Annotated in this window: 24 protein-coding genes and 1 riboswitch; of the genes, 16 read left to right on the top strand and 8 right to left on the bottom strand. The window is 67.0% G+C overall.

Annotated features, from left to right (window positions below):
- Positions 1 to 303 (bottom strand): alpha/beta fold hydrolase (locus QOJ24_RS14900; protein WP_526262458.1); only part of this gene is annotated, 303 nt, incomplete at its 3' end.
- 78 nt (positions 304 to 381) lie between these two features.
- On the opposite strand from QOJ24_RS14900, the gene QOJ24_RS14895 reads away from it, so the two are divergent.
- From QOJ24_RS14895 to QOJ24_RS14870, 6 genes are all read left to right on the top strand, one after another.
- Positions 382 to 738, top strand: coding sequence for a hypothetical protein (locus QOJ24_RS14895; RefSeq protein WP_526262456.1), 357 nt, complete (start codon positions 382 to 384; stop codon positions 736 to 738).
- Between the two features lie 227 nt (positions 739 to 965).
- Entirely contained in the window at positions 966 to 1463 is a 498-nt protein-coding gene (locus QOJ24_RS14890; protein WP_526262454.1) for a GNAT family N-acetyltransferase, read from the top strand.
- Positions 1460 to 2545 (top strand): LLM class flavin-dependent oxidoreductase, encoded by a 1086-nt coding sequence (locus QOJ24_RS14885; protein WP_526262452.1) that lies wholly within the window; start codon positions 1460 to 1462, stop codon positions 2543 to 2545. Before QOJ24_RS14890 ends, QOJ24_RS14885 begins: the two co-directional genes overlap by 4 nt.
- Positions 2542 to 3660: an LLM class flavin-dependent oxidoreductase gene (locus QOJ24_RS14880; protein ID WP_526262450.1), complete on the top strand. Its 1119-nt coding sequence runs from the start codon at positions 2542 to 2544 to the stop codon at positions 3658 to 3660. The genes QOJ24_RS14885 and QOJ24_RS14880 overlap by 4 nt, the downstream gene beginning before the upstream one ends.
- On the top strand, positions 3660 to 4997 hold the full coding sequence (locus tag QOJ24_RS14875; protein ID WP_526262448.1) for an NtaA/DmoA family FMN-dependent monooxygenase: 1338 nt from the start codon (positions 3660 to 3662) through the stop codon (positions 4995 to 4997). The genes QOJ24_RS14880 and QOJ24_RS14875 overlap by 1 nt, the downstream gene beginning before the upstream one ends.
- 2 nt (positions 4998 to 4999) lie before the next feature.
- The gene (locus QOJ24_RS14870; protein ID WP_526262446.1) at positions 5000 to 5257 is read left to right on the top strand and encodes a hypothetical protein; all 258 of its coding nucleotides are present in this window, start codon (positions 5000 to 5002) and stop codon (positions 5255 to 5257) included.
- Here QOJ24_RS14870 and QOJ24_RS14865 read toward each other — a convergent pair.
- Complete coding sequence (locus QOJ24_RS14865) at positions 5239 to 5988, bottom strand: MBL fold metallo-hydrolase (protein WP_526262445.1); 750 nt, start codon at positions 5986 to 5988, stop codon at positions 5239 to 5241. The genes QOJ24_RS14870 and QOJ24_RS14865 overlap by 19 nt on opposite strands.
- 35 nt (positions 5989 to 6023) lie before the next feature.
- Between QOJ24_RS14865 and fgd the strand changes: the two genes are divergently transcribed.
- Genes fgd through QOJ24_RS14850 form a run of 3 tightly spaced genes read left to right on the top strand, consistent with a single transcriptional unit; the run spans position 6024 to position 10252 of the window.
- Positions 6024 to 7031, top strand: coding sequence for a glucose-6-phosphate dehydrogenase (coenzyme-F420) (fgd, locus tag QOJ24_RS14860; RefSeq protein WP_526262443.1), 1008 nt, complete (start codon positions 6024 to 6026; stop codon positions 7029 to 7031).
- 12 nt (positions 7032 to 7043) lie between these two features.
- Positions 7044 to 9104 (top strand): phosphate acetyltransferase, encoded by a 2061-nt coding sequence (pta, locus tag QOJ24_RS14855; RefSeq protein ID WP_526262441.1) that lies wholly within the window; start codon positions 7044 to 7046, stop codon positions 9102 to 9104.
- Complete coding sequence (locus QOJ24_RS14850) at positions 9104 to 10252, top strand: acetate/propionate family kinase (protein WP_526262439.1); 1149 nt, start codon at positions 9104 to 9106, stop codon at positions 10250 to 10252. Before pta ends, QOJ24_RS14850 begins: the two co-directional genes overlap by 1 nt.
- Here QOJ24_RS14850 and QOJ24_RS14845 read toward each other — a convergent pair.
- Genes QOJ24_RS14845 through glnX form a run of 5 tightly spaced genes read right to left on the bottom strand, consistent with a single transcriptional unit; the run spans position 10187 to position 15508 of the window.
- Entirely contained in the window at positions 10187 to 10633 is a 447-nt protein-coding gene (locus tag QOJ24_RS14845) for an STAS domain-containing protein (protein ID WP_526262437.1), read from the bottom strand. The two genes, QOJ24_RS14850 and QOJ24_RS14845, sit on opposite strands and share 66 nt — an antisense overlap.
- Before the next feature lie 47 nt (positions 10634 to 10680).
- Positions 10681 to 10932: a hypothetical protein gene (locus QOJ24_RS14840; protein WP_526262435.1), complete on the bottom strand. Its 252-nt coding sequence runs from the start codon at positions 10930 to 10932 to the stop codon at positions 10681 to 10683.
- Positions 10933 to 10941: 9 nt separating this feature from the next.
- Positions 10942 to 13227 carry a serine/threonine-protein kinase gene (locus QOJ24_RS14835; protein ID WP_526262433.1) on the bottom strand — a complete coding sequence of 762 codons (2286 nt, stop codon included), beginning with the start codon at positions 13225 to 13227 and terminating at the stop codon, positions 10942 to 10944.
- Positions 13227 to 14192 (bottom strand): glutamate ABC transporter substrate-binding protein, encoded by a 966-nt coding sequence (locus QOJ24_RS14830; protein WP_526262431.1) that lies wholly within the window; start codon positions 14190 to 14192, stop codon positions 13227 to 13229. The genes QOJ24_RS14835 and QOJ24_RS14830 overlap by 1 nt, the downstream gene beginning before the upstream one ends.
- Entirely contained in the window at positions 14189 to 15508 is a 1320-nt protein-coding gene (glnX, locus tag QOJ24_RS14825) for a protein kinase G-activating protein GlnX (RefSeq protein WP_526262429.1), read from the bottom strand. The genes QOJ24_RS14830 and glnX overlap by 4 nt, the downstream gene beginning before the upstream one ends.
- A 145-nt stretch (positions 15509 to 15653) precedes the next feature.
- Here glnX and QOJ24_RS14820 point away from each other — a divergent pair, with 145 nt between their 5' ends.
- Positions 15654 to 16154: an NUDIX hydrolase gene (locus tag QOJ24_RS14820; RefSeq protein ID WP_526262427.1), complete on the top strand. Its 501-nt coding sequence runs from the start codon at positions 15654 to 15656 to the stop codon at positions 16152 to 16154.
- On the opposite strand, the gene thiE is transcribed toward QOJ24_RS14820, so the two are convergent.
- Positions 16126 to 16785: a thiamine phosphate synthase gene (gene thiE / locus QOJ24_RS14815; protein WP_526262460.1), complete on the bottom strand. Its 660-nt coding sequence runs from the start codon at positions 16783 to 16785 to the stop codon at positions 16126 to 16128. The two genes, QOJ24_RS14820 and thiE, sit on opposite strands and share 29 nt — an antisense overlap.
- Before the next feature lie 39 nt (positions 16786 to 16824).
- Positions 16825 to 16940, top strand: a riboswitch (TPP riboswitch).
- Between thiE and thiO the strand changes: the two genes are divergently transcribed.
- From thiO to QOJ24_RS14785, 6 genes are all read left to right on the top strand, one after another.
- Entirely contained in the window at positions 16929 to 17960 is a 1032-nt protein-coding gene (thiO, locus tag QOJ24_RS14810) for a glycine oxidase ThiO (protein WP_526262425.1), read from the top strand. Its footprint overlaps the riboswitch before it by 12 nt.
- Positions 17957 to 18154, top strand: coding sequence for a sulfur carrier protein ThiS (gene thiS, locus QOJ24_RS14805; RefSeq protein WP_526262423.1), 198 nt, complete (start codon positions 17957 to 17959; stop codon positions 18152 to 18154). The genes thiO and thiS overlap by 4 nt, the downstream gene beginning before the upstream one ends.
- Positions 18147 to 18905, top strand: coding sequence for a thiazole synthase (locus QOJ24_RS14800; protein ID WP_526262421.1), 759 nt, complete (start codon positions 18147 to 18149; stop codon positions 18903 to 18905). Before thiS ends, QOJ24_RS14800 begins: the two co-directional genes overlap by 8 nt.
- On the top strand, positions 18902 to 19675 hold the full coding sequence (locus QOJ24_RS14795; RefSeq protein ID WP_526262419.1) for an SGNH/GDSL hydrolase family protein: 774 nt from the start codon (positions 18902 to 18904) through the stop codon (positions 19673 to 19675). Before QOJ24_RS14800 ends, QOJ24_RS14795 begins: the two co-directional genes overlap by 4 nt.
- 11 nt (positions 19676 to 19686) lie before the next feature.
- Complete coding sequence (locus QOJ24_RS14790; protein ID WP_526262417.1) at positions 19687 to 20589, top strand: ABC transporter ATP-binding protein; 903 nt, start codon at positions 19687 to 19689, stop codon at positions 20587 to 20589.
- Entirely contained in the window at positions 20586 to 21302 is a 717-nt protein-coding gene (locus tag QOJ24_RS14785) for an ABC transporter permease (protein ID WP_526262415.1), read from the top strand. Before QOJ24_RS14790 ends, QOJ24_RS14785 begins: the two co-directional genes overlap by 4 nt.
- Positions 21303 to 21306: the final 4 nt, after the last annotated feature.

Raw genomic sequence — 21306 nt, 5'->3', positions numbered from 1 at the left:
GACCGCTTCACTACTCCCGAGAGCGTCCAACACCGCGGTGATGCTGTCGGCCCATTGCTCCAAGGTCGGCAGCGCGCCCGGCGTGACAGGATCGGACGCTCCGGTGCCCGGCTGGTCAAAGAAGATGAACCGGCCGAGCGATGTCATCGCCTCGTGAAGCCCTTGAGCGAACGGTAGCTCCGGAGCCACTTCGCAGTTTGTTAACCAGTTCGGGACGAACACGATGTCACGAGCGCCAGAGGGTGACGCGCGGTAGGCGACGCGCAAATCCCCGTTCATCGCATAGCGCGTCTCGGAGAACACGGCGGAATTCTAAGCCGAGGAACGTGTCGGGCGGTGCGCATCGGCATCGTTTGAGCTGCTCGCAAGTGTTCCCCTGAAGTGTTCTTCGGCCAGTCGCTGCCACCATCTGCTGAAACTTTCTGGAACGGCGCGACGGGCTGGCGGGACCGACAACTTCCCGACGGCACTGTCGAGTGGACCTCACCGACCGGGCACACCTACACCACGTATCCGGGCAGTAAGCACCTGTTCCCGCGACTGTGTGAACCGACGTCCACCCTGTGGCCCGATCAACCACCGATCACCGAACAGACCGGCGATCGCGGTGTGATGATGCCCAAGCGTCGCAACACCCGCGCGGCCAACAAAGCCAAAGCCATCACCGCCGAACGCAAACTCAACGACACCTACGTCGCCGAACGCATCACCGAACGAAACAAACCGCCGCCCTTCTGACGGCCTGCGACAATTCGGATTCGAGCCGTCGTGGGACTGGCGGGCGCCGCTGCGCTGGTGTCTGTCGGTTTAGGGAGCAACCTGTACCCGCAACCGGAAACCACGTCACCGACCCACGACGATCATCCGTGATCTGCTCCTAGTGACCTGGGGGTATTTTCGTTCAGCCTGACCCGAATCCGGGCGTACGGAATGTGCCTCGGTGAAGTGCGTTAAACACTTAAGTGATGTCCACGCACGCCGTTGAACAACTCCGCTTCGTCGCGGTCGACCAGGGTGACCCGCTGGCCGAACCGCTGCTTGCGGAGTTGGCGCTGGAGTACGCGCATCGGTACCGCGGCACCGTCGAAGGCGTGTCGAAGTGGCTGCGCACCTATCCGGCCGACGAGTTCGCGCCGCCCGGCGGTGCCATGCTGGTCGGGCTGAACGATGGGCAACCGGTCACCGGCGGCGCATTCCGCCGGTTCGACGCCGACACCGCAGAGCTGAAGCGCATCTGGACCGACAGCCGGTACAGGCGGCGCGGATATGCCAAGGCTCTGCTGGTCGAGTTGGAGAAAGAGATCGCCGCCCGCGGGTACACCCGCATCTATCTGACGACGGGCGATCGCCAACCCGAGGCCGAAAAGTTGTACCTCACCACCGGCTACCGTCGGCTCGACGAGCCGCTGCCCGCCGAGGGAGAGGCCTACCCGCTGGCTTTCGCCAAGACGCTGGTGCCGTGACCGAGCCCATGCACCTAGCGGTCGCGCTCGACGGATACGGCTGGCATCCCGAGGCCTGGCGGCGAAGCCACGACGCGGAGCCCGTCACCAGCGGACGCTACTGGTCCGATCTCGCCGTCACCGCCGAGCGCGGGCTGCTCGACTTCGTGACCTTCGACGACGCGCTCACTCCGCAGCGACGCCGCCGGGCCGAGATCGAGCCGCGCTGGCTGGCAGGCAGGCCCGACGCGGTTCTGGTCGCCTCGCGGGTCGCGCCGGTGACCCGACACATCGGCCTCATCCCGGTCGCCACCGTCACCCATACGGAGCCGTTCCACATCTCCAAAGCCATTGCCACGCTTGACTTCGTCTCCCACGGCAGGGCCGGCTGGCAGGTGAGGGTCAGCAGTTCTGAACACGAGGCGCAGCTGTTCGGCCGCCGGGACGTCTCCGGGGTGAATCTGTTCGAAGAGGCCGACGACGCCGTCGAGGTTGTCCGCAGACTGTGGGACAGCTGGGAGGACGACGCGGTGATCCGCGACGTCGCGACCGGTCGCTTCGTCGACCGCGACAAGCTGCACTACATCGACTTCACCGGCAAGCACTTCTCGGTCAAGGGGCCGTCCATCACCCCGCGGCCGCCGCAGGGACAACCCGTCGTCGTCGCTCTGGCGCACCAGCTGCCGGTCTACGAATTCGCCTCGCGCAGTGTCGATCTGGTCTTCACCACCCCGCAGGACGATGACGATGTGACGTCGATCCTCGGCCATGTCCGGCAGGCCGGCGGCACCGACGTCAAGGTTTACGCCGACGTCTTCGTATCCTTTTCCGGCATCGTTGACTCCCGTTCCGATGCAATGGTGTTCGACGGCACGGCCGCCGAACTGGTGGACTTGCTGGCCCGCTGGCAACGGTTGGGCCTCGACGGCTTCCGGCTGCGGCCTGCGGTCAACGCCACCGACCTTCCGATGATCGCCGACGAGGTGGTGCCACTGCTGCAGCGAGCCGGCCTTTTCCGCACCGCGTACCGCGACGGCGAGCGTCTTCGCGAGCGCCTCGGCCTTCCGGTCGCCGACAACCGCTATGCCAGGAAGCCGACATGACCGTTCCTCTGTCGATCCTCGACCTGTCGCCGATCAGCGAAGGTAGCGACGCCGCGACCGCGCTGCGCCACACCATCGACCTTGCTGCGCATGCCGAGCAGTGGGGGTACAAGCGCTTCTGGATCGCCGAACACCACTTCGTCGCGGTGGCCAGCTCGTCACCGGCGGTGCTGATCGGCCAGATCGCGGCCGCCACCGAACGCATTCACGTCGGCGCCGGAGCTGTGCAGTTGGGGCACACCACAGCCCCATCCGTCGTCGAAAGCTTCGGCATCCTCGACGCGTTCTATCCGGGCCGTATCGACCTCGGGGTGGGCCGGTCCGGACAACGGCGCCGCGAGGCGGCCAAGAAGCCGTCGGAGGCGGCCACGCCGAAGCGTGAGCTGCAGACCGAATGGCGTGACGTCGGCGGCGTGGTCGTGCCGCCGCCGTTCGACGTGCGGACGATCATCACCGATCAATTGCGCGCGCAGATGTCGATCCTTCAGCAGCCAGAGGCGGTTTCCCCGGACTTCGGCGACCAGGTGGACGACATCCTGGCCATGCTGAAAGGCTGCTACCGTGTGCAGGGATACGACGTGCACGCGGTGCCCGGCGAGCGAACAGGCCTGACGCCCTTCATATTCGGCAGCAGCAAGGGGCAGAGCGCGCAGGTGGCGGGCGCCAACGGGCTGCCGTTCGTGGCCAGCTACCACATCACCCCCGCCACCGCCCTCGATGCGGTCGACGCGTACCGAAGAGCGTTTGCCCCCTCACCGAGGCTGTCCGAGCCGTACGTCGTCGTCTCAGCCGATGTGGTGGTGGCCGACGACACCGCAACCGCCCGACATCTCGCGTCGACATACGGCCACTGGGTGCACTCCATCCGGAAGGGTGGCGGTGCCGCCCCCTATCCCGACCCCGACACCGCCGAACCACTCACCGACGAGCAGTTTGAGGTCGTCAAGGACCGCACCGCAACGCAATTCGTCGGTGACGCCGACACGGTCGCCGAACGGCTGGAAACGCTGCAGCGCGTCACCGGCGCCGACGAACTGGTCATCACCTCCGTCGCACACCGACACGCCGACCGGCTCCGGTCCCACGAGCTCATCGCCAAACGCTGGGGAATCTGATGACAGCCGTCCGAGAAGGAAAGCACCGCAAGCCTATTCACCTCGCCGCCCACTTCCCCGGCGTCAACAACACCACGGTGTGGTCGGACCCGGAGTCGGGCAGCCAGATCGAGTTCGACTCGTTCGTACACATGGCCCGCACCGCAGAGCGTGGCCTGTTCGACTTCTTCTTCCTCGCCGAAGGTCTGCGGCTGCGTGAGCACCGTGGCCGCATCCATGACCTCGACGTCGTCGGCAGGCCCGACACCTTCACTGTGCTGGCGGCGCTCGCCGCGGTCACCAACTATCTCGGCCTGACAGGCACCATCAACACCACATTCAACGAACCCTTCGAGGTGGCACGGCAATTCGCCACGCTCGACCATCTGTCCGACGGTCGGGCCGGCTGGAACATCGTCACGTCGTCGGACGCGTTCACCGGCGAGAACTTTCGCCGCGGTGGTTTTCTCAACCACGCCGACCGCTACAAGCGGGCCGAGGAGTTCGTCACTGTGGCCCGTCAATTCTGGGACAGCTGGGCGCCCGACGCCGTGCTCGCCGACCGGGACAGCGGTGTTTACGTCGACCCCAGCCGGGTGCGTTCGGTCGAGCATCGCGGTCCGCAGTTCGACGTTCGCGGGGTGAGCACGCTGCCGCGTGCGCCGCAGGGCCATCCCGTCCTGCTGCAGGCAGGTGACTCCGCCGACGGACGGGCGTTCCTGGCCAGGTACGCCGATGCGGCGTTCACCATGCACTCGACCCTGGAGGCCGGACAGGCCTACTACACGGACGTCAAACAGCAGGCGGCCTCGTCGGGCCGAGATCCCGACCGGCTCAAGGTGTTTCCGGCCGCCACGTTCGTGCTGGGCGAGACCCAGGCCGATGCGACCGAGAAGGCCCGCCATATCCGTCGCCAGCAGGTCGGTCCGCAGACCGCGATCGCGATGCTCGAACAGGTATGGCAGCGCGACCTTTCCGGCTACGACCCCGACGGGCCGCTGCCCGACGTCGAACCGGCCGACGACCCGACCATCACCCAGGGCCGGGTGCGGCACGGCGACCCGAAGGCCGTCGCCGCCAGCTGGCGCGAGCGCGCACAAGCCGAGAACCTCAGCATCCGAGAGCTGGTGATCGCGGTGACCAGCCGTCAACAGTTCGTCGGCACACCCGCCCAGGTCGCCGACGAGATCGACCTGCACATTCAGGCCGACGCCTGCGACGGCTTCATCCTCGTCCCGCATCTGACCCCGCACGGGCTCGACGAGTTCGTCGACAGGGTGGTGCCATTGTTGCAGGAACGCGGTGCATTCCGTACCGAATACGCCGGGCACACCCTGCGCGATCACCTTTGCCTATAGGCTTGGTCGAGGCTGTCGCACAGAGCGGCGGGGGTGTGGTGGGGGTGCAGATTTCGCAGACGACCGTAGGGTGGCTTCTCTTTGCCGCCGCCGGCTTGACGCTGGCCGCCGGGCTCGTGCTGCGGTCGCTGGTCGGCCGTCGGCGCGGAGCCGCGGACGACGCCGACCTCGACGACAAGATCCTGATGCCGACCTTCGTGTTGTGCTGCGGGCTCTGCCTGACCGCGATCTTCCTGCTGGGCTACGAAGCGCTCGTCTGACCAGGCATGGCTTTCGCCACCGCCTCGCGAACAGGTCCGCGCCACACCGGCCCGTGGCCCGGCACCAGCACGTCGGTTTCCAGCATCGCCAGCGCGGCCAGGCTACGCACACAGCCGTCCTGGTCGTGGTTGAAGACCTTGTGCAGCAGCTGAGGGCCGTTGCGGGCGGCGACCGGGTGCCCCGTCACCAGCGCATCGCCGCTGACCAGCACGCCGTCCACGACGAACGAACAGTGCCCGCCGGTGTGTCCCGGGCTGGCGATGGCCATCGGAGCGCCGGGCAGCCCCGCCGCGACGTCATCGGTCAGTGCCTGCGCGGTCGGGATGCCATCGCGGGTGAATGCCCCTTTTCGGCTGATCGCCACCGACCACTTCAACCAGCGCGGTTGCCAAGCATGCGCGGCGACGTCGACGGGCGATGCCTGCTCCAGGTACTCGCGCTTGGCATGACCCACCTCGTCTGCATGGCAATACACCGGTGTGCCATGGGTTTTCGCGAACCAGATCGCCGAGCCGAAGTGATCGATGTGGGCATGCGTCAACAGGATCGCGCGGACGTCGTCGACGCCGAAGCCGAGGTGGCGCAGCGACGCCAGCACGTCGTCGCGGCTGCCGGGAAAGCCCGCGTCGATCAGGACCACGCCGGTGTCGTCGGCGACGAGTGTCCAGTTGACCAGGTCGGTCTGCGCAAAATGCACGGTGTCGGTGATGGCGCTCATGGCCGGTGCCATCTGCTGAGTGTATGAGGGTGGAGTAGAAACAAAGCGTGGACTTGAAACTCGGATACAAGGCGTCGGCGGAGCAGTTCGGCCCGCGCGAACTCGTCGAACTGGCCGTCGAAGCCGAAGCGCACGGCATGGACAGTGCGACGGTCAGCGACCACTTCCAGCCGTGGCGACACGAGGGCGGTCACGCGCCGTTCTCACTGGCCTGGATGACCGCGGTGGGCGAGCGCACCAAGCGTCTGGTCCTTGGCACGTCGGTGCTGACCCCGACGTTCCGGTACAACCCCGCCGTCATCGCGCAGGCGTTCGCGACGATGGGTTGCCTGTATCCGGACCGCATCTTCCTCGGCGTCGGCACCGGTGAGTCGCTCAACGAGATCGCCACCGGATACGAAGGCGAGTGGCCCGAGTTCAAGGAGCGCTACGCGCGGCTGCGCGAATCGGTGCGGCTGATGAGGGAACTGTGGCTGGGCGACCGCGTCGACTTCGACGGCGAGTACTACAAGACCAAGGGCGCGTCGATCTACGACGTGCCATCCGGCGGCATCCCGATCTACATCGCCGCGGGCGGCCCGCAGGTGGCCAAGTACGCGGGCCGCGCAGGCGACGGCTTCATCTGCACGTCGGGCAAGGGGGAGGAGCTCTACAAGGACAAGCTCATCCCCGCCATGCGCGAGGGTGCCGAAGCGGCGGGCAAGAACCCCGACGACGTCGACCGGATGATCGAGATCAAGATCTCCTACGACACCGATCCCGACGCGGCGCTGGAGAACACCAGGTTCTGGGCGCCGCTGTCGCTGACCGCCGAGCAGAAGACCAACATCCATGATCCGCTCGAGATGGAGAAGGCCGCCGACGAGCTGCCGATCGAACAGGTCGCCAAGCGGTGGATCGTGGCGTCGGATCCCGACGAGGCCGTGGAGAAGGTCGGCCAGTACGTCGAGTGGGGGCTGAACCACTTGGTTTTCCACGCCCCCGGCCACGACCAGCGCCGTTTCCTGGAGCTGTTTCAGAAAGATCTGGAGCCCCGGCTGCGCCGCCTCGGCTGATACGTTTGCCGCGTGCCGACCGCGATTTATGTGGCTTCGCCCGAGGGCGATACCGGCAAGTCGACGATCGCGCTCGGCATCCTGCACCGGCTCGCGGCAACCGTTGCCAAAGTCGGGGTGTTCCGGCCGATCACCCGCCTCGGTGAGGACCGCGACTACATCCTGGATCTGCTGCTCGCGCACACCACCGTAGGCCTGCCCTACGAGCAGTGCGTCGGCGTCAGTTACCAACAGCTGCACGATGATCCCGACGCCGCCATCGCCGACATCGTCGACCGCTATCACGACGTGGCCAGCCGCTGCGATGCCGTGGTGATCGTCGGCAGCGACTACACCGACGTCACCACCCCGAGCGAGCTGGACACCAACGCCCGCATCGCCGCCAACCTCGGCGCACCGGTGGTGCTGGCGGTCAAGGCCAAGGACCGAACCGCGACGGAGGTCGCCCAGGTCGTGGAGCTGTGCCTGATCGAGATCTCGGGCCAGCACGCACACACCGCGGCGGTGGTGGCCAACCGGTGCGACCCCTCGCAGATGGCCGCGGTGGCCGAGGCGCTGAGGGCCTTCCCGCCGAAGTCGTACGTCATTCCCGAGGAGCCGCTGCTCGTCGCACCCGCGGTGGGGGACCTGCAGCGGGCTGTCGACGGCACCATCGTCAGCGGCGACCAGGAGCTGCTCAAGCGCGAAGTCCTCGATGTGCTGGTGGCGGGCATGACCGCCGAGCACGTGCTGGAACGGCTGACCGACGGCGTCGCGGTGGTCACCCCCGGCGACCGCTCGGACGTGGTGCTCGCGGTGGTGAGCGCCCATGCCGCGGAGGGCTTTCCGTCGTTGTCGTGCATCATTCTCAACGGCGGACTCGAGCTGCACCCGTCGATCGCCGCGCTGGTGTCGGGGTTGAACCAGCGACTGCCCATCATCGCCACCACCCTGGGCACGTTCGAGACGGCCAGCAGGGTTGCCGCGACGCGCGGCCGTGTCACCGCCTCGTCGCAGCGCAAGATCGACACCGCCATCGAGCTGATGGAAACTCACGTCGACACCACGGATCTGCTTGCGCAGCTGGCAATTCCGATCCCTACGGTGGTCACTCCGCAGATGTTCACCCATCAGCTGCTCGAGCGCGCACGGGCCGACCGCAAGCGCATCGTGCTGCCCGAGGGTGAAGACGACCGCATCCTCAAGGCTGCGGGCAGGCTGCTGCAGCGCAACGTCGCCGAGTTGACGATCCTCGGTGACGAACAGCGGATCCGCGCCCGATCGGCCGAACTCGGCGTCGACCTGTCTGACGCCAAGGTGCTGAACCCGCAAACCAGTGAGCTGTGCGACCAGTTCGCCGAGCAGTACGCCGAACTTCGCAGGCATAAGGGCGTTACCGTCGAGCAGGCCCGCGAGACCATCCATGACGTCTCCTATTTCGGCACGATGCTGGTGCACAACGAGATGGTCGACGGCATGGTGTCGGGCGCGATGCACACCACCGCCCACACTGTTCGGCCTGCGTTCGAGATCATCAAGACACTGCCCGGCATCACGACGGTGTCCAGCATCTTCCTCATGTGCCTCGCCGACAGGGTGCTCGCCTACGGCGACTGCGCGATCGTGCCGGACCCGACATCTGAGGAACTGGCCGACATCGCGATCTCGTCGGCGCGCACCGCCGCGCAGTTCAGCATCGAGCCGCGGGTCGCCATGCTGTCGTACTCGACCGGAACATCGGGAACGGGCGCCGACGTCGACAAGGTCAGGGCTGCAACGGATCTGGTCCGGCAGCGCGAACCCGACCTGCTTGTCGACGGCCCCATCCAGTACGACGCAGCCGTCGATCCGACGACGGCAGCCAGCAAGATGCCCGACTCGAAGGTCGCAGGCAGGGCGACGGTGCTGATCTTCCCGGACCTCAACACAGGCAACAACACCTACAAGGCCGTGCAGCGAAGCGCAGGCGCGATCGCGATCGGCCCGGTGCTGCAGGGATTGAAGAAGCCGGTCAATGACCTGTCGCGCGGTGCGCTGATCGAGGACATCGTCAACACCGTCGCGATCACCGCGATCCAGGCGCAAGGCTCGTGATGTCCGCCTCACCCGCGGTGCTCGTCATCAACTCCGGTTCCTCGTCCTTGAAATACGCAGTCGTCGAACCGGAGTCTGGGAAAATGGTCGCCGACGGGATTGTCGAGCGGATCGGCGACGGACCGGTGGCCGACCACGGCGTGGCACTGCAGGAAGCGTTCAATCAGCTCGCCGAATCCGGTCGGCCGCTGGAGACCCTCGGGCTGGTCGCCGTGGGCCATCGCGTGGTGCATGGCGGGCCCGACCTGTACAGGCCGACGCTGATCGACGACGCCTTGACAGCCGAGCTCGAGGAGCTGGCCCCGCTGGCCCCTCTGCACAATCCGCCCGCCGTGCTGGGCATCCGTGTCGCGCTCGAGGCGTTGCCCGACCTACCGCACATCGCGGTGTTCGACACGGCGTTCTTCCACGATCTCCCGCCAGCCGCGGCGACCTATGCGATCGACCGAGACATTGCGGCGCAGTGGCACATCCGCCGCTACGGATTCCACGGCACGTCGCATCAGTACGTCAGCGAACAGGCCGCCGCATACCTCGACAGACCGCTGGAGTCTCTCAACCAAATCGTACTTCATCTGGGCAACGGCGCCTCCGCCTCGGCGATCGCCCGTGGTAAGCCCGTCGACACGTCGATGGGTCTGACACCGTTGGAGGGCCTGGTGATGGGCACGCGGTCCGGCGACATCGATCCGGGCATCGTCAGCTATCTGTCACGTGCCGCAGGTATGAGCGTCGAGGACATCGAGACGATGCTCAACAAGCGCTCCGGCATGCTCGGCCTCGGCGGCGAAATTGACTTTCGGGTGATCCACAAACGCATCGAATCCGGTGATGCGGCAGCACGATTGGCCTACGACGTTTACATCCACCGGCTGCGTAGGTACGTCGGCGGCTACATGGCAGTGCTCGGGCGGACGGACGTCATCACCTTCACCGCCGGCGTCGGCGAGAACGACGCCGCGGTGCGCCACGACGCGCTCTCGGGTCTGACCAGTCTGGGCATCGACATCGACGACCGGCTCAACGAGAACTCCGACAGGAGCGCACGGCGGATTTCGTCGCAGAAGTCTGCGACGACGGTGCTAGTTATTCCGACCGACGAGGAACTGGCGATCGCGCGTGCGTGCCTTCACGTCATCGAGGACTGACTGCGACTCCTCGAGCGGCAGGCTGCCGTCCGGGTCGCACATCGCCAGCAGGCGGCGCAGCTGCCGGCCCGCCCGCAGAACCCAGCTCACTTCGTACCGGCAGCAGACCACATTGACGTTGTGCAACGCTGCGAAGCCCGCGGTACCGAAGAAGTCCACGAGCCGAAGGTCGAGCACGAGGCGCTCAGACCCGCCGATCCGGCGCTCGACGTAGCGTGCCAGTGCGTGGCTGTTGGTTGCGTCGACATCGCCTTCGACGGTGACGAGCAGGGTGGACGACGGTCTACGGCATGCGGAGAAGACCGCGCGCCCGCTTTCCTCGAGAAGATCGAGTGCTGTTGGATCTATCCGGAACACTCGGCCGGTGCCCATATCGGTCATGTGACCTCCCTCAGCCGGACCTGGCGTCGCTGTGGGTGGCTGTTGACTCAACCTGACCAGCAGATTACTACGGAATCCGTCGGTCGGCGATGATCAATTTTGACCTTCGCATCACTGGCCTTGGCGAGTCTCAATGCGATCAACACGTCGGCGAACGTGATGACCAATCCCCACCAGTACATCCACTTCAGGGCGGGGTCCGGCTGAGACAAGAAGTAGACGATCAGGAAGATCGGCCCGACGATGCCGAAGACGAACATCATTCCCTGAATCATCAGGTAGCGCTTGAACGTCTGCACTCGGCGAGTTTAGAAGGTGCTCGTCGGTCGCACGCTGTTGGCGAGGTCGATCAGCGCGTACCGATGTGCCTGCGTGGGTGCCACCCGGGCCAGACCCCGTAGTGCGGCTTCCACGCCGAGCTGCAGTCCGTGCTCGGTGAACGGGAAACCCAGAATGTGGTTTGTGCTGGCGGAGTTATCGGCCAGCCAGTCCATCGCGGTGCCGAGAACAAGGGCCCGAATCTGAAGCACCCGCGGTTCGGAATCGGGCAGCGCCTCTACCCGACGCGCCGCGTCGCGGATGTGCTGCTCGGTGATCTCGGTCATCGAGCGACCGGACAACAACGTCACCGCACTGGTGAGCCGTGCCGTCGTGAAATGCCTTGAAGTGGCGGGCACTTGGTCCAGGGTCCGCACTGCGGCATCGCGGTCTCCGCTCGCCGACTGTGCGCGGGCGAGGCCGAAGCCGGCGGAGATGATGCCGTTGTCGCTGCACCACACCGTGTTATAGAACTTGCGCTCGTCGGCGCTTCCGGCCAGTTCGGCCGTCGCCGCCAGCGCCAGCTTGGGCGCCAGCTCGCCGGGCAAGGTGTTGAGCACCTCGGTGAAATGCTTTGTCGCCGAGTCATAGTCGGCAGTCAGCAGCTCGGAGACCGCGCGGAACCAGGTCAGTCGCCACTGCTGAGAAACGTCACGGCTGGACGCTTTCCAGCCCACCCGACCTGCGAGATCGTCGAGCTTGCGGGTGGCCTTGGCGACGTCCCCGAGATCGAGCAGGGCGCGCACCTCCATCAACGGCAGCTCGACCGACTCCGACAGGTCGATGCCCTCGGAGTCCAGCGCACCGTGGCGGGCCGCGCGCAACTGGTCGAGCGTCTGCACCGGCTGGCTCAGCACGCTCGCCGACAGCACAGGTGCGCCGACATCGGTCGGGTCGACAAGCGGCACCGGCAGCGCCTTCACGATCTCCTGCGCCGTCAGTTTTTCGGAGTGCACCTGCCCGTCGAGATAGACGTCGGTGTGCGCGACGAGCAGGTCGATGCCGAAGGTCGACCGGGTCGGGCTGAAGACCGTCGACAGACCGGACCGCGGCGTCCGGGTGTCCTGCGCGACCACTTCGCGCAACACCCCGAGCAGCTGGCTCGTCATCACCTCGGAGCTGCCGAACCGGCGTCGCGGATCGGGGTCGATCGCCCTGCGCAGCAGCCTGCCGAACGAGTCGTAATCCGTCAGCACGGGATCGTCTTCCGGCAGGCCCTCGACGTAGCGGCCCTTTCTGGTGCGCAGGTTGAGTGTCAGCGACGCCAGAGTGCGGCCGACAGTGTAGACGTCGGTGGCAATCGTCGGACCCGTCCGCACGATCTCGGGCGCCTGGTAACCCGGTGTGCCGTAAAGGTATCCGAACGAATTGAGTCGCGATACCGCGCCGAGGTCGATCAGCTTGAGCTGATCCTCGGTGATCATGATGTTCTCCGGCTTGAGGTCGTTGTACGCCAGCCCGATGGAGTGCAGATAGCCGAGCGCGGGCAGGATCTCGAGCATGTAGCCGATGCCCTCTGCGACCGGCAGCTTGTCACCCCTGGCCTGCTTCAGCGACTTTCCGCCGACGTACTCCATCACGATGTACCCGACCGGATTGCCGTGCTGGTCGGGGTGTTCGACGAAGTTGTAGATCTTGACGATTCCCGGGTGCGTCACCTCGGCGAGGAACTGCCGCTCGGCCATCGCGATCTTCTGCGCCTCTGCGTCTCCGGAGTGCACAAGGCCCTTGAGCACGACGGGCCGCTCGTTGACATTGTGGTCGAAGGCCAGATACACCCAGCCAAGCCCGCCGTGTGCGATGCAGCCCTTGATCTCGTACTGCTCGGCGACCATATCGCCGGGCACCAACTGCGGCAGGAACGAGTACGCGCTACCGCAGTGCGGACACCAGCCCTCAGACAGCGCCCTACCGTCGGACGACGACCTGCCGACCGGCTTGCCGCAGTTCCAGCAGAACCGTTTCGACTCCGCCACAACGGGATTGGTCATCAGCGCGGACAACGGATCGATCTCGCGCACCCGCGGGATCTCCACAAGCCCGCCGCCGAGCCGCCGGGTCGGTGACAGCGCCCGCGTCATCGCGGTCACCTGGTCCTCGGGTTCGGTGTCGGCTGTGCCGACCGAGGCGCCGTCCGTGTCGTCGAAGTGCGGCCGGAACACGGCCTGGGTCGCCATCGGCCGCACCGTCGACGCCGAATCCACGTCGAATTCCTCGAGATCCTCCAGACTCGCCGGCTGGGTACCAGGGCCTTCGAATTCCTCTGCCGTCGACATCAGTCCGAATACCTCGGTACCGGGGGCGCGGGCGGCGGACCGAGCACCGTCAACCACTTGCGGTACAACGTGCTCCACGTGCCGTCACGGCGGATGCGGTCCAGCGTGCCGTTCACGAACCGGACGAGCCCGGTGTTCTGCAGGTTGATGCCGATGCCATAGGGCTCCTCGTTCATGCTGGGTCCGACGATGTGCAGATACGGGTCCTGTGCCACCAGCCCGGCAAGGATCGAGTCGTCAGTGCTGACCGCGTCGACCTGACGCTGCTGCAATGCCACTAGACAGTCCGCCCACGTCACCACCTCCATGACGATCGGCGACGGGTTGATCTCCTGGATCCGCTGCAGCGAGGTGGTGCCCTTGACCGCGCAGACCCGCTTACCCGATAGGTCGGTCGCCTGGGCGATCGGTGAGTCGCGTGGCGCCAGGATCCGTTGATTGGCAACCAGATACACCGTCGAGAAGTTGACCAGCTTCTTGCGCTCACACGTGATGCTCATCGTCTTGACGACGATGTCGACCTGGTTGTTCTGCAATGCGGTGACGCGATCGGCGGACGACAGGATGCGGTATTCGACCTGCGACGGGGTGCCGAAGATATCGCGGGCCACCTCGCCTGCGATGTCGACGTCGAATCCGGTGATCTCTCCGGTGATCGGGTCGCGGAAACTAAACAGGTTGCTGCCGATGTCGAGTCCGACGATGAGCCGCCCCCGGGCCTTGATCGTGGAAACGGCGTCGTCGGCCTCCGAACGGTCACCGAAGGGGCGCAGGCTCGCCGTCAGGTTGCAGTCGTCGTCGGTGTCCTCCTGCGGGAGCACCAACTCGGGCGCCAGCTCCTCCATGCCCGCCGGCGTCGGGGGGGCCAGTGTCAGGGTGGGCGTCGGTGCCACCCCGTCCGCGCGCCCGCAACCCGCCAGCGCGGTCACCACGGCGATTGCGACGCAGAACATCCGCAACGTCATCTGTACTCACTCAGCCTCGGCCACAGACCAAGCGACACCGCGATCGCCGCAACCACCGAAAGCACCGCCGCCCCCACGGTCGCCCCGGACAGCACCCGCCTGGCGTTGAGGATGTCGCTGCGCAGCTGCTCGCGGCTCTCGGCGATGCCCTTGTTCAGCGCTTCGTCCAGCCGGTCGAAGGCAGGCGTCGCGTCGTCCTCGCTGCGGCCGAGCGCGACCTGGGTCGCCGCCTGGTAGTTGCCGACCGCGATGTAGGAGCTGATCCGGTCGTCGGCCGCGCGCCAGCGGCGCAACAACTGCTCGGCGTCGGACAGATCCCCCTTGTCGATCGCGTCATCGCGACCCAGGTATTCCGAAAGCTCTTGCTGCATCGTGTCGATGCGCTGGTAGTAGGACTGCTTGCGGACACTCTCGTCGCCGCGCCGGATCAGCGAGAGGGTCTCGTCGGCTCGTGCCTGCTGCGCGGTGATCGCCAGGGTGGTGACGGTCTTGAGGGATTCCGCTGCGGTGTTCTTGGCGCTGCGGCTGTCGATGGTCGAGATCACCAACGCGGTGAACACCCAGATCAACATGATCAACACGGCCATCCCGCCCGCCACGAATCCGATGTTGACGCGGCGGCGGGTTCTGCGGGCCAGCCAGCGGTTCGCGAACGCGCCGAACAGCAGCGTCGCCAGCACGACAAGGATGACCGGCGCGGGGATGCGGGTCGATGCGGTCGTCTCCTTGTCCACCCGTGCAGAGGTCTCCTCGTAGAGCTTCTGCGCGTCGGGCAGGATGGTCTGCTGCATCAGCGAGGACGCCTCGGACAGGTACGACGAGCCGACGGGGTTGCCTGCCCGGTTGTTGGTGCGCGCGGTCTCGACAAGACCGGTGTACACCGCGAGGTTGGCGTTGATCCGGCCGAGCAGCTGCACCAGCGGCTCGTCGGTCAGCCCGCTCGACGCCCTGGTGACGGCGCTGGCTGCGTCGGTGATCGCCTGTTCGTAGCGCTGCCGGACGTCGCGTGGCTCGGCGCCTGCGATGAAGGCCGTCGCTGCGGCGGCGTCGGCGACCGAGAGCGTGGTGTAGAGCTGGCCGGCCGCGAACGCCAGCGGCTCGGTGTGTTCGAGGACGGTGGTCAACGCCTGCTGACGGTCGTTGACGGTGGTCGATGTGGCGAACGCGCTGGCGATCACCAGCCCGGAGAGCACGACGCCGATGGTCAGGATTCGGCCGGGAGTCGTCCAGAAAAACCACCAGCGCGGATGCGCGGGTGTTGTCGGCGACCGCGACGCGAGTGGTTCGGTCGACGGATGCGCCAGCTCCACAGTCACGGGTGCCCGGACCTCATCTTTTCTGCTCTTTCCGGCTTCTGTTCTGACCTGCTTCCAAATCTATAAAAGAATTCTAAGAGTTATTCGAGTGACGTGTGGGCATTCGAGGCGCACTGGTTTTCGGTGTGTTCCCTAAGCTGAACGGGTGCGTGGCGACGGCGACGGCTGGGTGATGACCGACAGCGGGGCGGCGTACTGGGGTCTGCATGGCGCGGCGGGTCTGTTTCTTCGCGCGCCACGTCCCGACGGTTCGCCTGCCGTGCTTCTGCAACACCGCGCGCCGTGGAGTCATCAGGGCGGCACCTGGGGACTGCCCGGGGGAGCGCGTGACAGCCACGAAAGCGCCGAGGAGGCCGCCGTCCGAGAGGCGCATGAGGAGGCCGGACTCGAAGCAGGCAAGCTGGTCGTGCGGAAGACCGTGGTCACCGCCGCCGCGACGGCGAGCGGACGACAATGGACCTACACCACCGTGATCGCCGACGCCCCCGAAGAGCTCGAGACCGTGCCGAACCGGGAGAGCGCCGAACTGCGCTGGGTGGCCGAGGAGGACGTCGCGGCGTTGCCGCTGCATCCCGGGTTCGCGGCGAGTTGGGCCGAGCTTCGCGCTGTCGCGGCGACTATCCCGCTGCTGCAAGCCGAGCTTTGAGCCGGCTCGCCGCTGCTTGCGGATCTTCTGCCGACGTGATGGCCCGCACCACGACGATGCGGCGCGCACCCGCGTCGAGCACCTCCGGCAGACGCTCTTCGTCGATGCCGCCGATCGCGAACCACGGCTTGTCCGTGCCTGCCGATGCGGTCGTTCTGACGAGGTCGAGACCGGGTGCCTGCCTGCCGGGCTTCGTCGGCGTCGGCCAACACGGCCCGACGCAGTAGTAGTCCACCGGTTCGGCGTCCGCGGCGGCGGCCTGATCGCGGTCATGGGTGGAGCGGCCGATCAGCGTCTGCGGTCCGACGATGTCGCGGGCGATCGGCAGCGGTAGGTCGTCCTGCCCCAGATGCAGCACGTCGGCGCTTGCCGCACGGGCGATATCGGCCCGGTCGTTGACCGCCAGCAACGCGTTGTGGCGGCGGGCAGCGTCGGCGAGCACCTCGAGCGCAGCGATCTCGTCGCCCGCCTCCAGCGGTCCGAACTGCTTCTCGCCTGACGAGCCCTTGTCCCGCAGCTGGATGATGTCGACCCCGCCCGCCAGCGCCGCATCGGCGAAGGCGGCCAGATCACCGCGTTCCCGTCGGGCGTCGGTGCACAGATACAGCGTCGCCGACGCAAGCCGGGTCAGCCGGTCGGAGGGGTGATGCACACCCGCGAGAGTAATGTGGGGCGTCGACACGGGAGTCCCGGGAACCGGGGACTGAGAGTGGGCACGCGCAACCTGCCCTTACCGTCGAACCTGATCCGGGTCATGCCGGCGAAGGGAGGGGAATGCACTCGATCGGATCGGTTGCCGTCATCGGCGGCGGCGTCATCGGCTTGTCGGTCGCGCGCCGCGCAGCGCTCGACGGCTGGACCGTGCGCGTGCACCGGACCAACGAGCCCGGTGCAGGCTGGGTGGCGGCGGGCATGCTTGCGCCGCACAGCGAGGGCTGGCCCGGCGAGGAGCGGCTGCTGGCGCTGGGTCTGGCCTCGCTGAAGTTCTGGCACGGCGATTTTCTGGACGGGCTGTCCGACACCGTGATCACCGCACACGGTTCGCTGGTGGTCGCCTTCGACCGCGCCGACGCCGCCGACTTGAAGACCATCGGGAATTGGTTGTCCGAGCAGGGACACCCCGTGGCGTTCACGTCAACCGCCCGCGATGTCGAACCGGCTCTCGCCCAAGGGATTCGGCATGGCTTCCTGGCTGAGACGGAGCTTGCGGTCGACAATAGGGCGTTGGTCGGTGCGCTGGCGGACCATTGTGAGCGGCTCGGTGTGCAGTGGGCGCCGCCGGTGAACGATCTCGCGACGGTGGACGCGGACGTGCGGGTGATCGCCAACGGTATCGACGCGCCTGCGTTGTGGCCGGACCTGCCGATTCGGCCTGTGAAGGGCGAGGTGTTGCGGCTGCGATGGCGGCCTGGCTGTATGCCTGTGCCGCAGAGGGCGATTCGCGCTCGCATACACGGCCGACAGATCTATCTGGTGCCGCGTCCCGATGGCGTCGTGGTCGGGGCGACCCAGTACGAACACGGCCGGGACACCGCACCGGCGGTGTGGGGGGTACGCGAGCTGCTCGACTATGCCTGCACGATCATGCCTGCGCTCGGTGAGTACGAATTCGGTGAATGCGCGGCGGGCCTGCGGCCGATGACGCCGGACAACCTGCCGATCGTCGGGCGACTGGACGACCGGACGCTGGTGGCCGCGGGACACGGGCGGTCCGGCTTCCTACTGGCACCGTGGACCGCGGAAGCGATCGCGGGGGAACTCAGCGGCGCGCCGATGCCCGATGCCGACTTAGTGAGGGTGCGATGAAGATCATCGTCAACGACAAACCCGTCGAGGTGGACGACCAGACCACTGTCGCGGGCCTGATCGAGCGACTCGGCTTCCCGGAGAAAGGCATTGCGGTCGCGGTGGACTGGACGGTGTTGCCGCGATCGGATTGGCAGACGACGCTCACCGACGGTGCGCGGCTGGAAGTGGTGACGGCGGTGCAGGGTGGCTGACAACAAGCTCACGATCGCGGGCCGCGAGTTCGGCTCGAGGCTGATCCTCGGCACCGGCGGAGCCACCAACCTGGCCGTGCTAGAAGAGGCGCTCCTGGCGTCGGGAACCGAGTTGACGACCGTTGCGATGCGCCGGGTGGACGCCGAAGGCGGCACCGGCGTGCTCGGCCTGCTCAACCGGCTGAACATCACGCCGCTACCCAACACTGCGGGGTGCCGAGGTGCCGCAGAAGCCGTGATGACCGCACAGCTGGCCCGTGAGGCGTTGCAGACCGACTGGGTCAAACTCGAGGTGATCGCCGATGAGCGCACGCTGCTGCCCGATGCCATCGAGTTGGTTCGAGCGGCAGAACAATTGGTGGATGACGGTTTCGTCGTTCTGCCGTACACCAACGACGATCCGGTGCTGGCCCGCCGGCTGGAGGACACCGGCTGTGCTGCCGTGATGCCGCTGGGTTCGCCGATCGGCACCGGCCTCGGCATCGGCAACCCGCACAACATCGAGATGATCGTCGAGCAGGCGGGCGTCCCGGTGATCCTCGACGCGGGGATCGGGACCGCCAGCGACGCGGCGCTAGCGATGGAATTAGGCTGTGCCGCCGTGCTTCTGGCCACCGCGGTGACCAGGGCCGCCGACCCGCCCATGATGGCCGCCGCGATGGCCGCCGCGGTCAGCGCCGGCTACCTCGCGCGTCAGGCAGGCCGGATCCCGAAGCGGTTCTGGGCGCAGCCGTCCAGTCCGTCCCTATGACGAAAAGGTATGTGGCACTCGGCAGTTCGATGGCCGCCGGGCCTGGCATCGCACCCCGTGACAAGGCTGCGCCGGTGCGGGCAGCGCGATCGGCGGCCAACTACCCGCACCTGGTCGCGCAGCGGCTCGGCCTCGATCTGGTCGATGTGACCTACTCCGGCGCCACCACCGCCGATGTGCTGACCGACCGGCAGAACGGCGAGCCGCCGCAGATCGACGCGCTCGACGGCTCCGAGGAGCTCGTCACGATCACGATCGGCGGCAACGACGTCGGCTACATACCGATGCTGACGGCGGCAGCCCTGCCTCGGGCGGTGCGTTCGGTGCCCTTACTCGGTGGTCGGCTTCGGGAGCTGCTCGACCCGACGGCCCGTGACCGTGCTTTGGTCGAGGTCGCCGATTCACTACACGCCGTCGGACAGACGGTGCGCGACAGGGCGCCCGCCGCGCGCGTTCTGTTCGTCGACTACCTGACCGTGTTGCCGCCCGCCGGAGAAGACGCCTCGCCGGTGTCGGGCGTGGATGCCGCACTCGGCCGCCGAGTCGCGGCCACCCTCGAGCGACTCACCCTCGAAGCCGCCGCGGAGACCGGATGCGAGCTGGTCCGGGCATCCGACGCCAGCCGCTCGCATCACGCGTGGTCGACGGACCCGTGGACGACGAAGCCGACACGATACGGCCTGCCCCTCCCCGGACGTCCCTTCCCCGCGCACCCGAATGCGGCGGGCATGCGTGCCGTGGCCGGCCTGATCGTCGAGCAGGTGGGCTGAGAATGGGCGCGATGATCGAATTGGCCGGGCTCACCAAGGTATTCGGCGACACCCGCGCAGTCGACGACCTGACCTGCACCATCGAGCCAGGGATGGTGACGGGGTTTCTCGGCCCCAACGGGGCAGGCAAGACCACGACCATGCGGATGATCCTCGGACTGGATCATCCGACGACGGGCACCGCCACCATCGACGGTAAGCCGTACCGGAAGTTGACCGATCCGCTGCGGCACGTCGGTGCGCTGCTTGAGGCCAGGCAGACCCATCCCAACCGGTCGGTGCGCGCCCACCTGCGCTGGATCGCCGCCACGCACCGGCTGTCGGCGAACCGCGTCGACGAGGTGCTCGACATGGTCGGGCTTGCCACGGTCGCGGCCAAAAAGGCGGGCACGCTCTCGCTCGGCATGAGCCAGCGCCTGGGCATCGCGGCCGCACTGCTCGGCGACCCGCCGGTGCTCCTGTTCGACGAGCCGGTCAACGGACTGGACCCCGAAGGCATCCGGTGGGTGCGCACGTTGATGCGCACCCTCGCAGGCGAAGGCCGCACCGTCTTCGTGTCCAGCCACCTGCTGGCCGAGATGTCCAACACCGCAGACCGGCTGGTGGTCATCGGTCGCGGCAAGCTCATCGCGTCGACGACGGTCAGCGAGTTCGTCGGCCGCGCCGACACCGTCCGGGTGCGAAGCCCGCAGCTGGACCGGCTGCGCGAAGTGCTCTCCGATGCGGAGGTCGGGGTCGACGACGATGCGGAGGCCTCAGCACTGCTGGTGCGGGGAGTGGCAAGCGAGGTGGTCGGCGAGCTCGCCGCGCGCAACGGAATCACCCTGCACGAGTTGACCTCACAGCAGGTGTCGCTCGAGGACGCGTACATGAAGCTCACCGCCGAGGCCGTGCAGTACCGGGCGGCGACATGAGCGCGCTAGCGGTGCTGAACGCCGAACGCGTCAAGCTCACCACCACCCGTTCGCCGCTGTGGGCGGCGATCGCGGTGGCCGTGCTGAGCCTCGGGCTCGCCGCCGTCCAGGCCTCAACCGTCTACGGCCCCGGCCCGCTCGAGCCGCAGAAGGCCGCCATGGGTGTGGCCGTGTTCGGTGTACCGGTGCTGATGATCCTTTCGGCGCTGACCGTCACCAACGAGTACCGCAGCGGCCTGATCCGCACCACCTTCATGGCGGTCCCGAACCGGACCCTGGTGCTGGCCGCCAAAGCGACTGTGGCGGCGGCCTTTTCCAGCTTCTACGCCGCGGTGATGGTGGCCGCCTCGATCGTGGTGGCGCATTCGCACCTCGAATGGCGGCTGGTCGGTGGGATCGCGCTGTACGCGGCGCTCGCCGCGGTTGTCGGTGTCGCCGTCGGCGCACTCTTTCGGGCCTCGGCGGGCGCCGTTGCGGTGCTCCTGCTGTGGCCGCTGGTGGCCGAGCCCCTGCTCGGCAACATGCCCAACATCAGCACCCAGGTCGGCCCGTACCTACCCTTCGGCAACGCCTTCAGGTTCATCGACGTGACGTGGCTCTACCCGTACTACGCGATGCCGTGGGGCCTCCTCGGGTCGATCGTCTATTTCGCGGGCGTGGCGGCGGTCCTGTTCGTCGCGGCGTTGGTCACCGTCAACCGACGGGACGCATGACATG

The sequence above is a fragment of the Mycobacterium sp. genome (assembly GCF_032159775.1).
GTDB lineage: Bacteria > Actinomycetota > Actinomycetes > Mycobacteriales > Mycobacteriaceae > Mycobacterium.
Note: the sequence above shows the minus strand (reverse complement) of the source record. Positions and strands in the feature narration are given on the sequence as shown.

Coding starts and splice junctions, on each gene's coding strand:
- QOJ24_RS14890 (WP_526262454.1), top strand. CDS start 966: ATGTCCACGCACGCCGTTGAACAACTCCGCTTCGTCGCGGTCGACCAG.
- QOJ24_RS14880 (WP_526262450.1), top strand. CDS start 2,542: ATGACCGTTCCTCTGTCGATCCTCGACCTGTCGCCGATCAGCGAAGGT.
- QOJ24_RS14875 (WP_526262448.1), top strand. CDS start 3,660: ATGACAGCCGTCCGAGAAGGAAAGCACCGCAAGCCTATTCACCTCGCC.
- QOJ24_RS14865 (WP_526262445.1), bottom strand. CDS start 5,988: ATGGCACCGGCCATGAGCGCCATCACCGACACCGTGCATTTTGCGCAG.
- QOJ24_RS14850 (WP_526262439.1), top strand. CDS start 9,104: ATGTCCGCCTCACCCGCGGTGCTCGTCATCAACTCCGGTTCCTCGTCC.
- QOJ24_RS14845 (WP_526262437.1), bottom strand. CDS start 10,633: ATGACCGATATGGGCACCGGCCGAGTGTTCCGGATAGATCCAACAGCA.
- QOJ24_RS14835 (WP_526262433.1), bottom strand. CDS start 13,227: ATGTCGACGGCAGAGGAATTCGAAGGCCCTGGTACCCAGCCGGCGAGT.
- QOJ24_RS14830 (WP_526262431.1), bottom strand. CDS start 14,192: ATGACGTTGCGGATGTTCTGCGTCGCAATCGCCGTGGTGACCGCGCTG.
- thiO (WP_526262425.1), top strand. CDS start 16,929: ATGCACTCGATCGGATCGGTTGCCGTCATCGGCGGCGGCGTCATCGGC.
- thiS (WP_526262423.1), top strand. CDS start 17,957: ATGAAGATCATCGTCAACGACAAACCCGTCGAGGTGGACGACCAGACC.
- QOJ24_RS14795 (WP_526262419.1), top strand. CDS start 18,902: ATGACGAAAAGGTATGTGGCACTCGGCAGTTCGATGGCCGCCGGGCCT.
- QOJ24_RS14790 (WP_526262417.1), top strand. CDS start 19,687: ATGATCGAATTGGCCGGGCTCACCAAGGTATTCGGCGACACCCGCGCA.
- QOJ24_RS14785 (WP_526262415.1), top strand. CDS start 20,586: ATGAGCGCGCTAGCGGTGCTGAACGCCGAACGCGTCAAGCTCACCACC.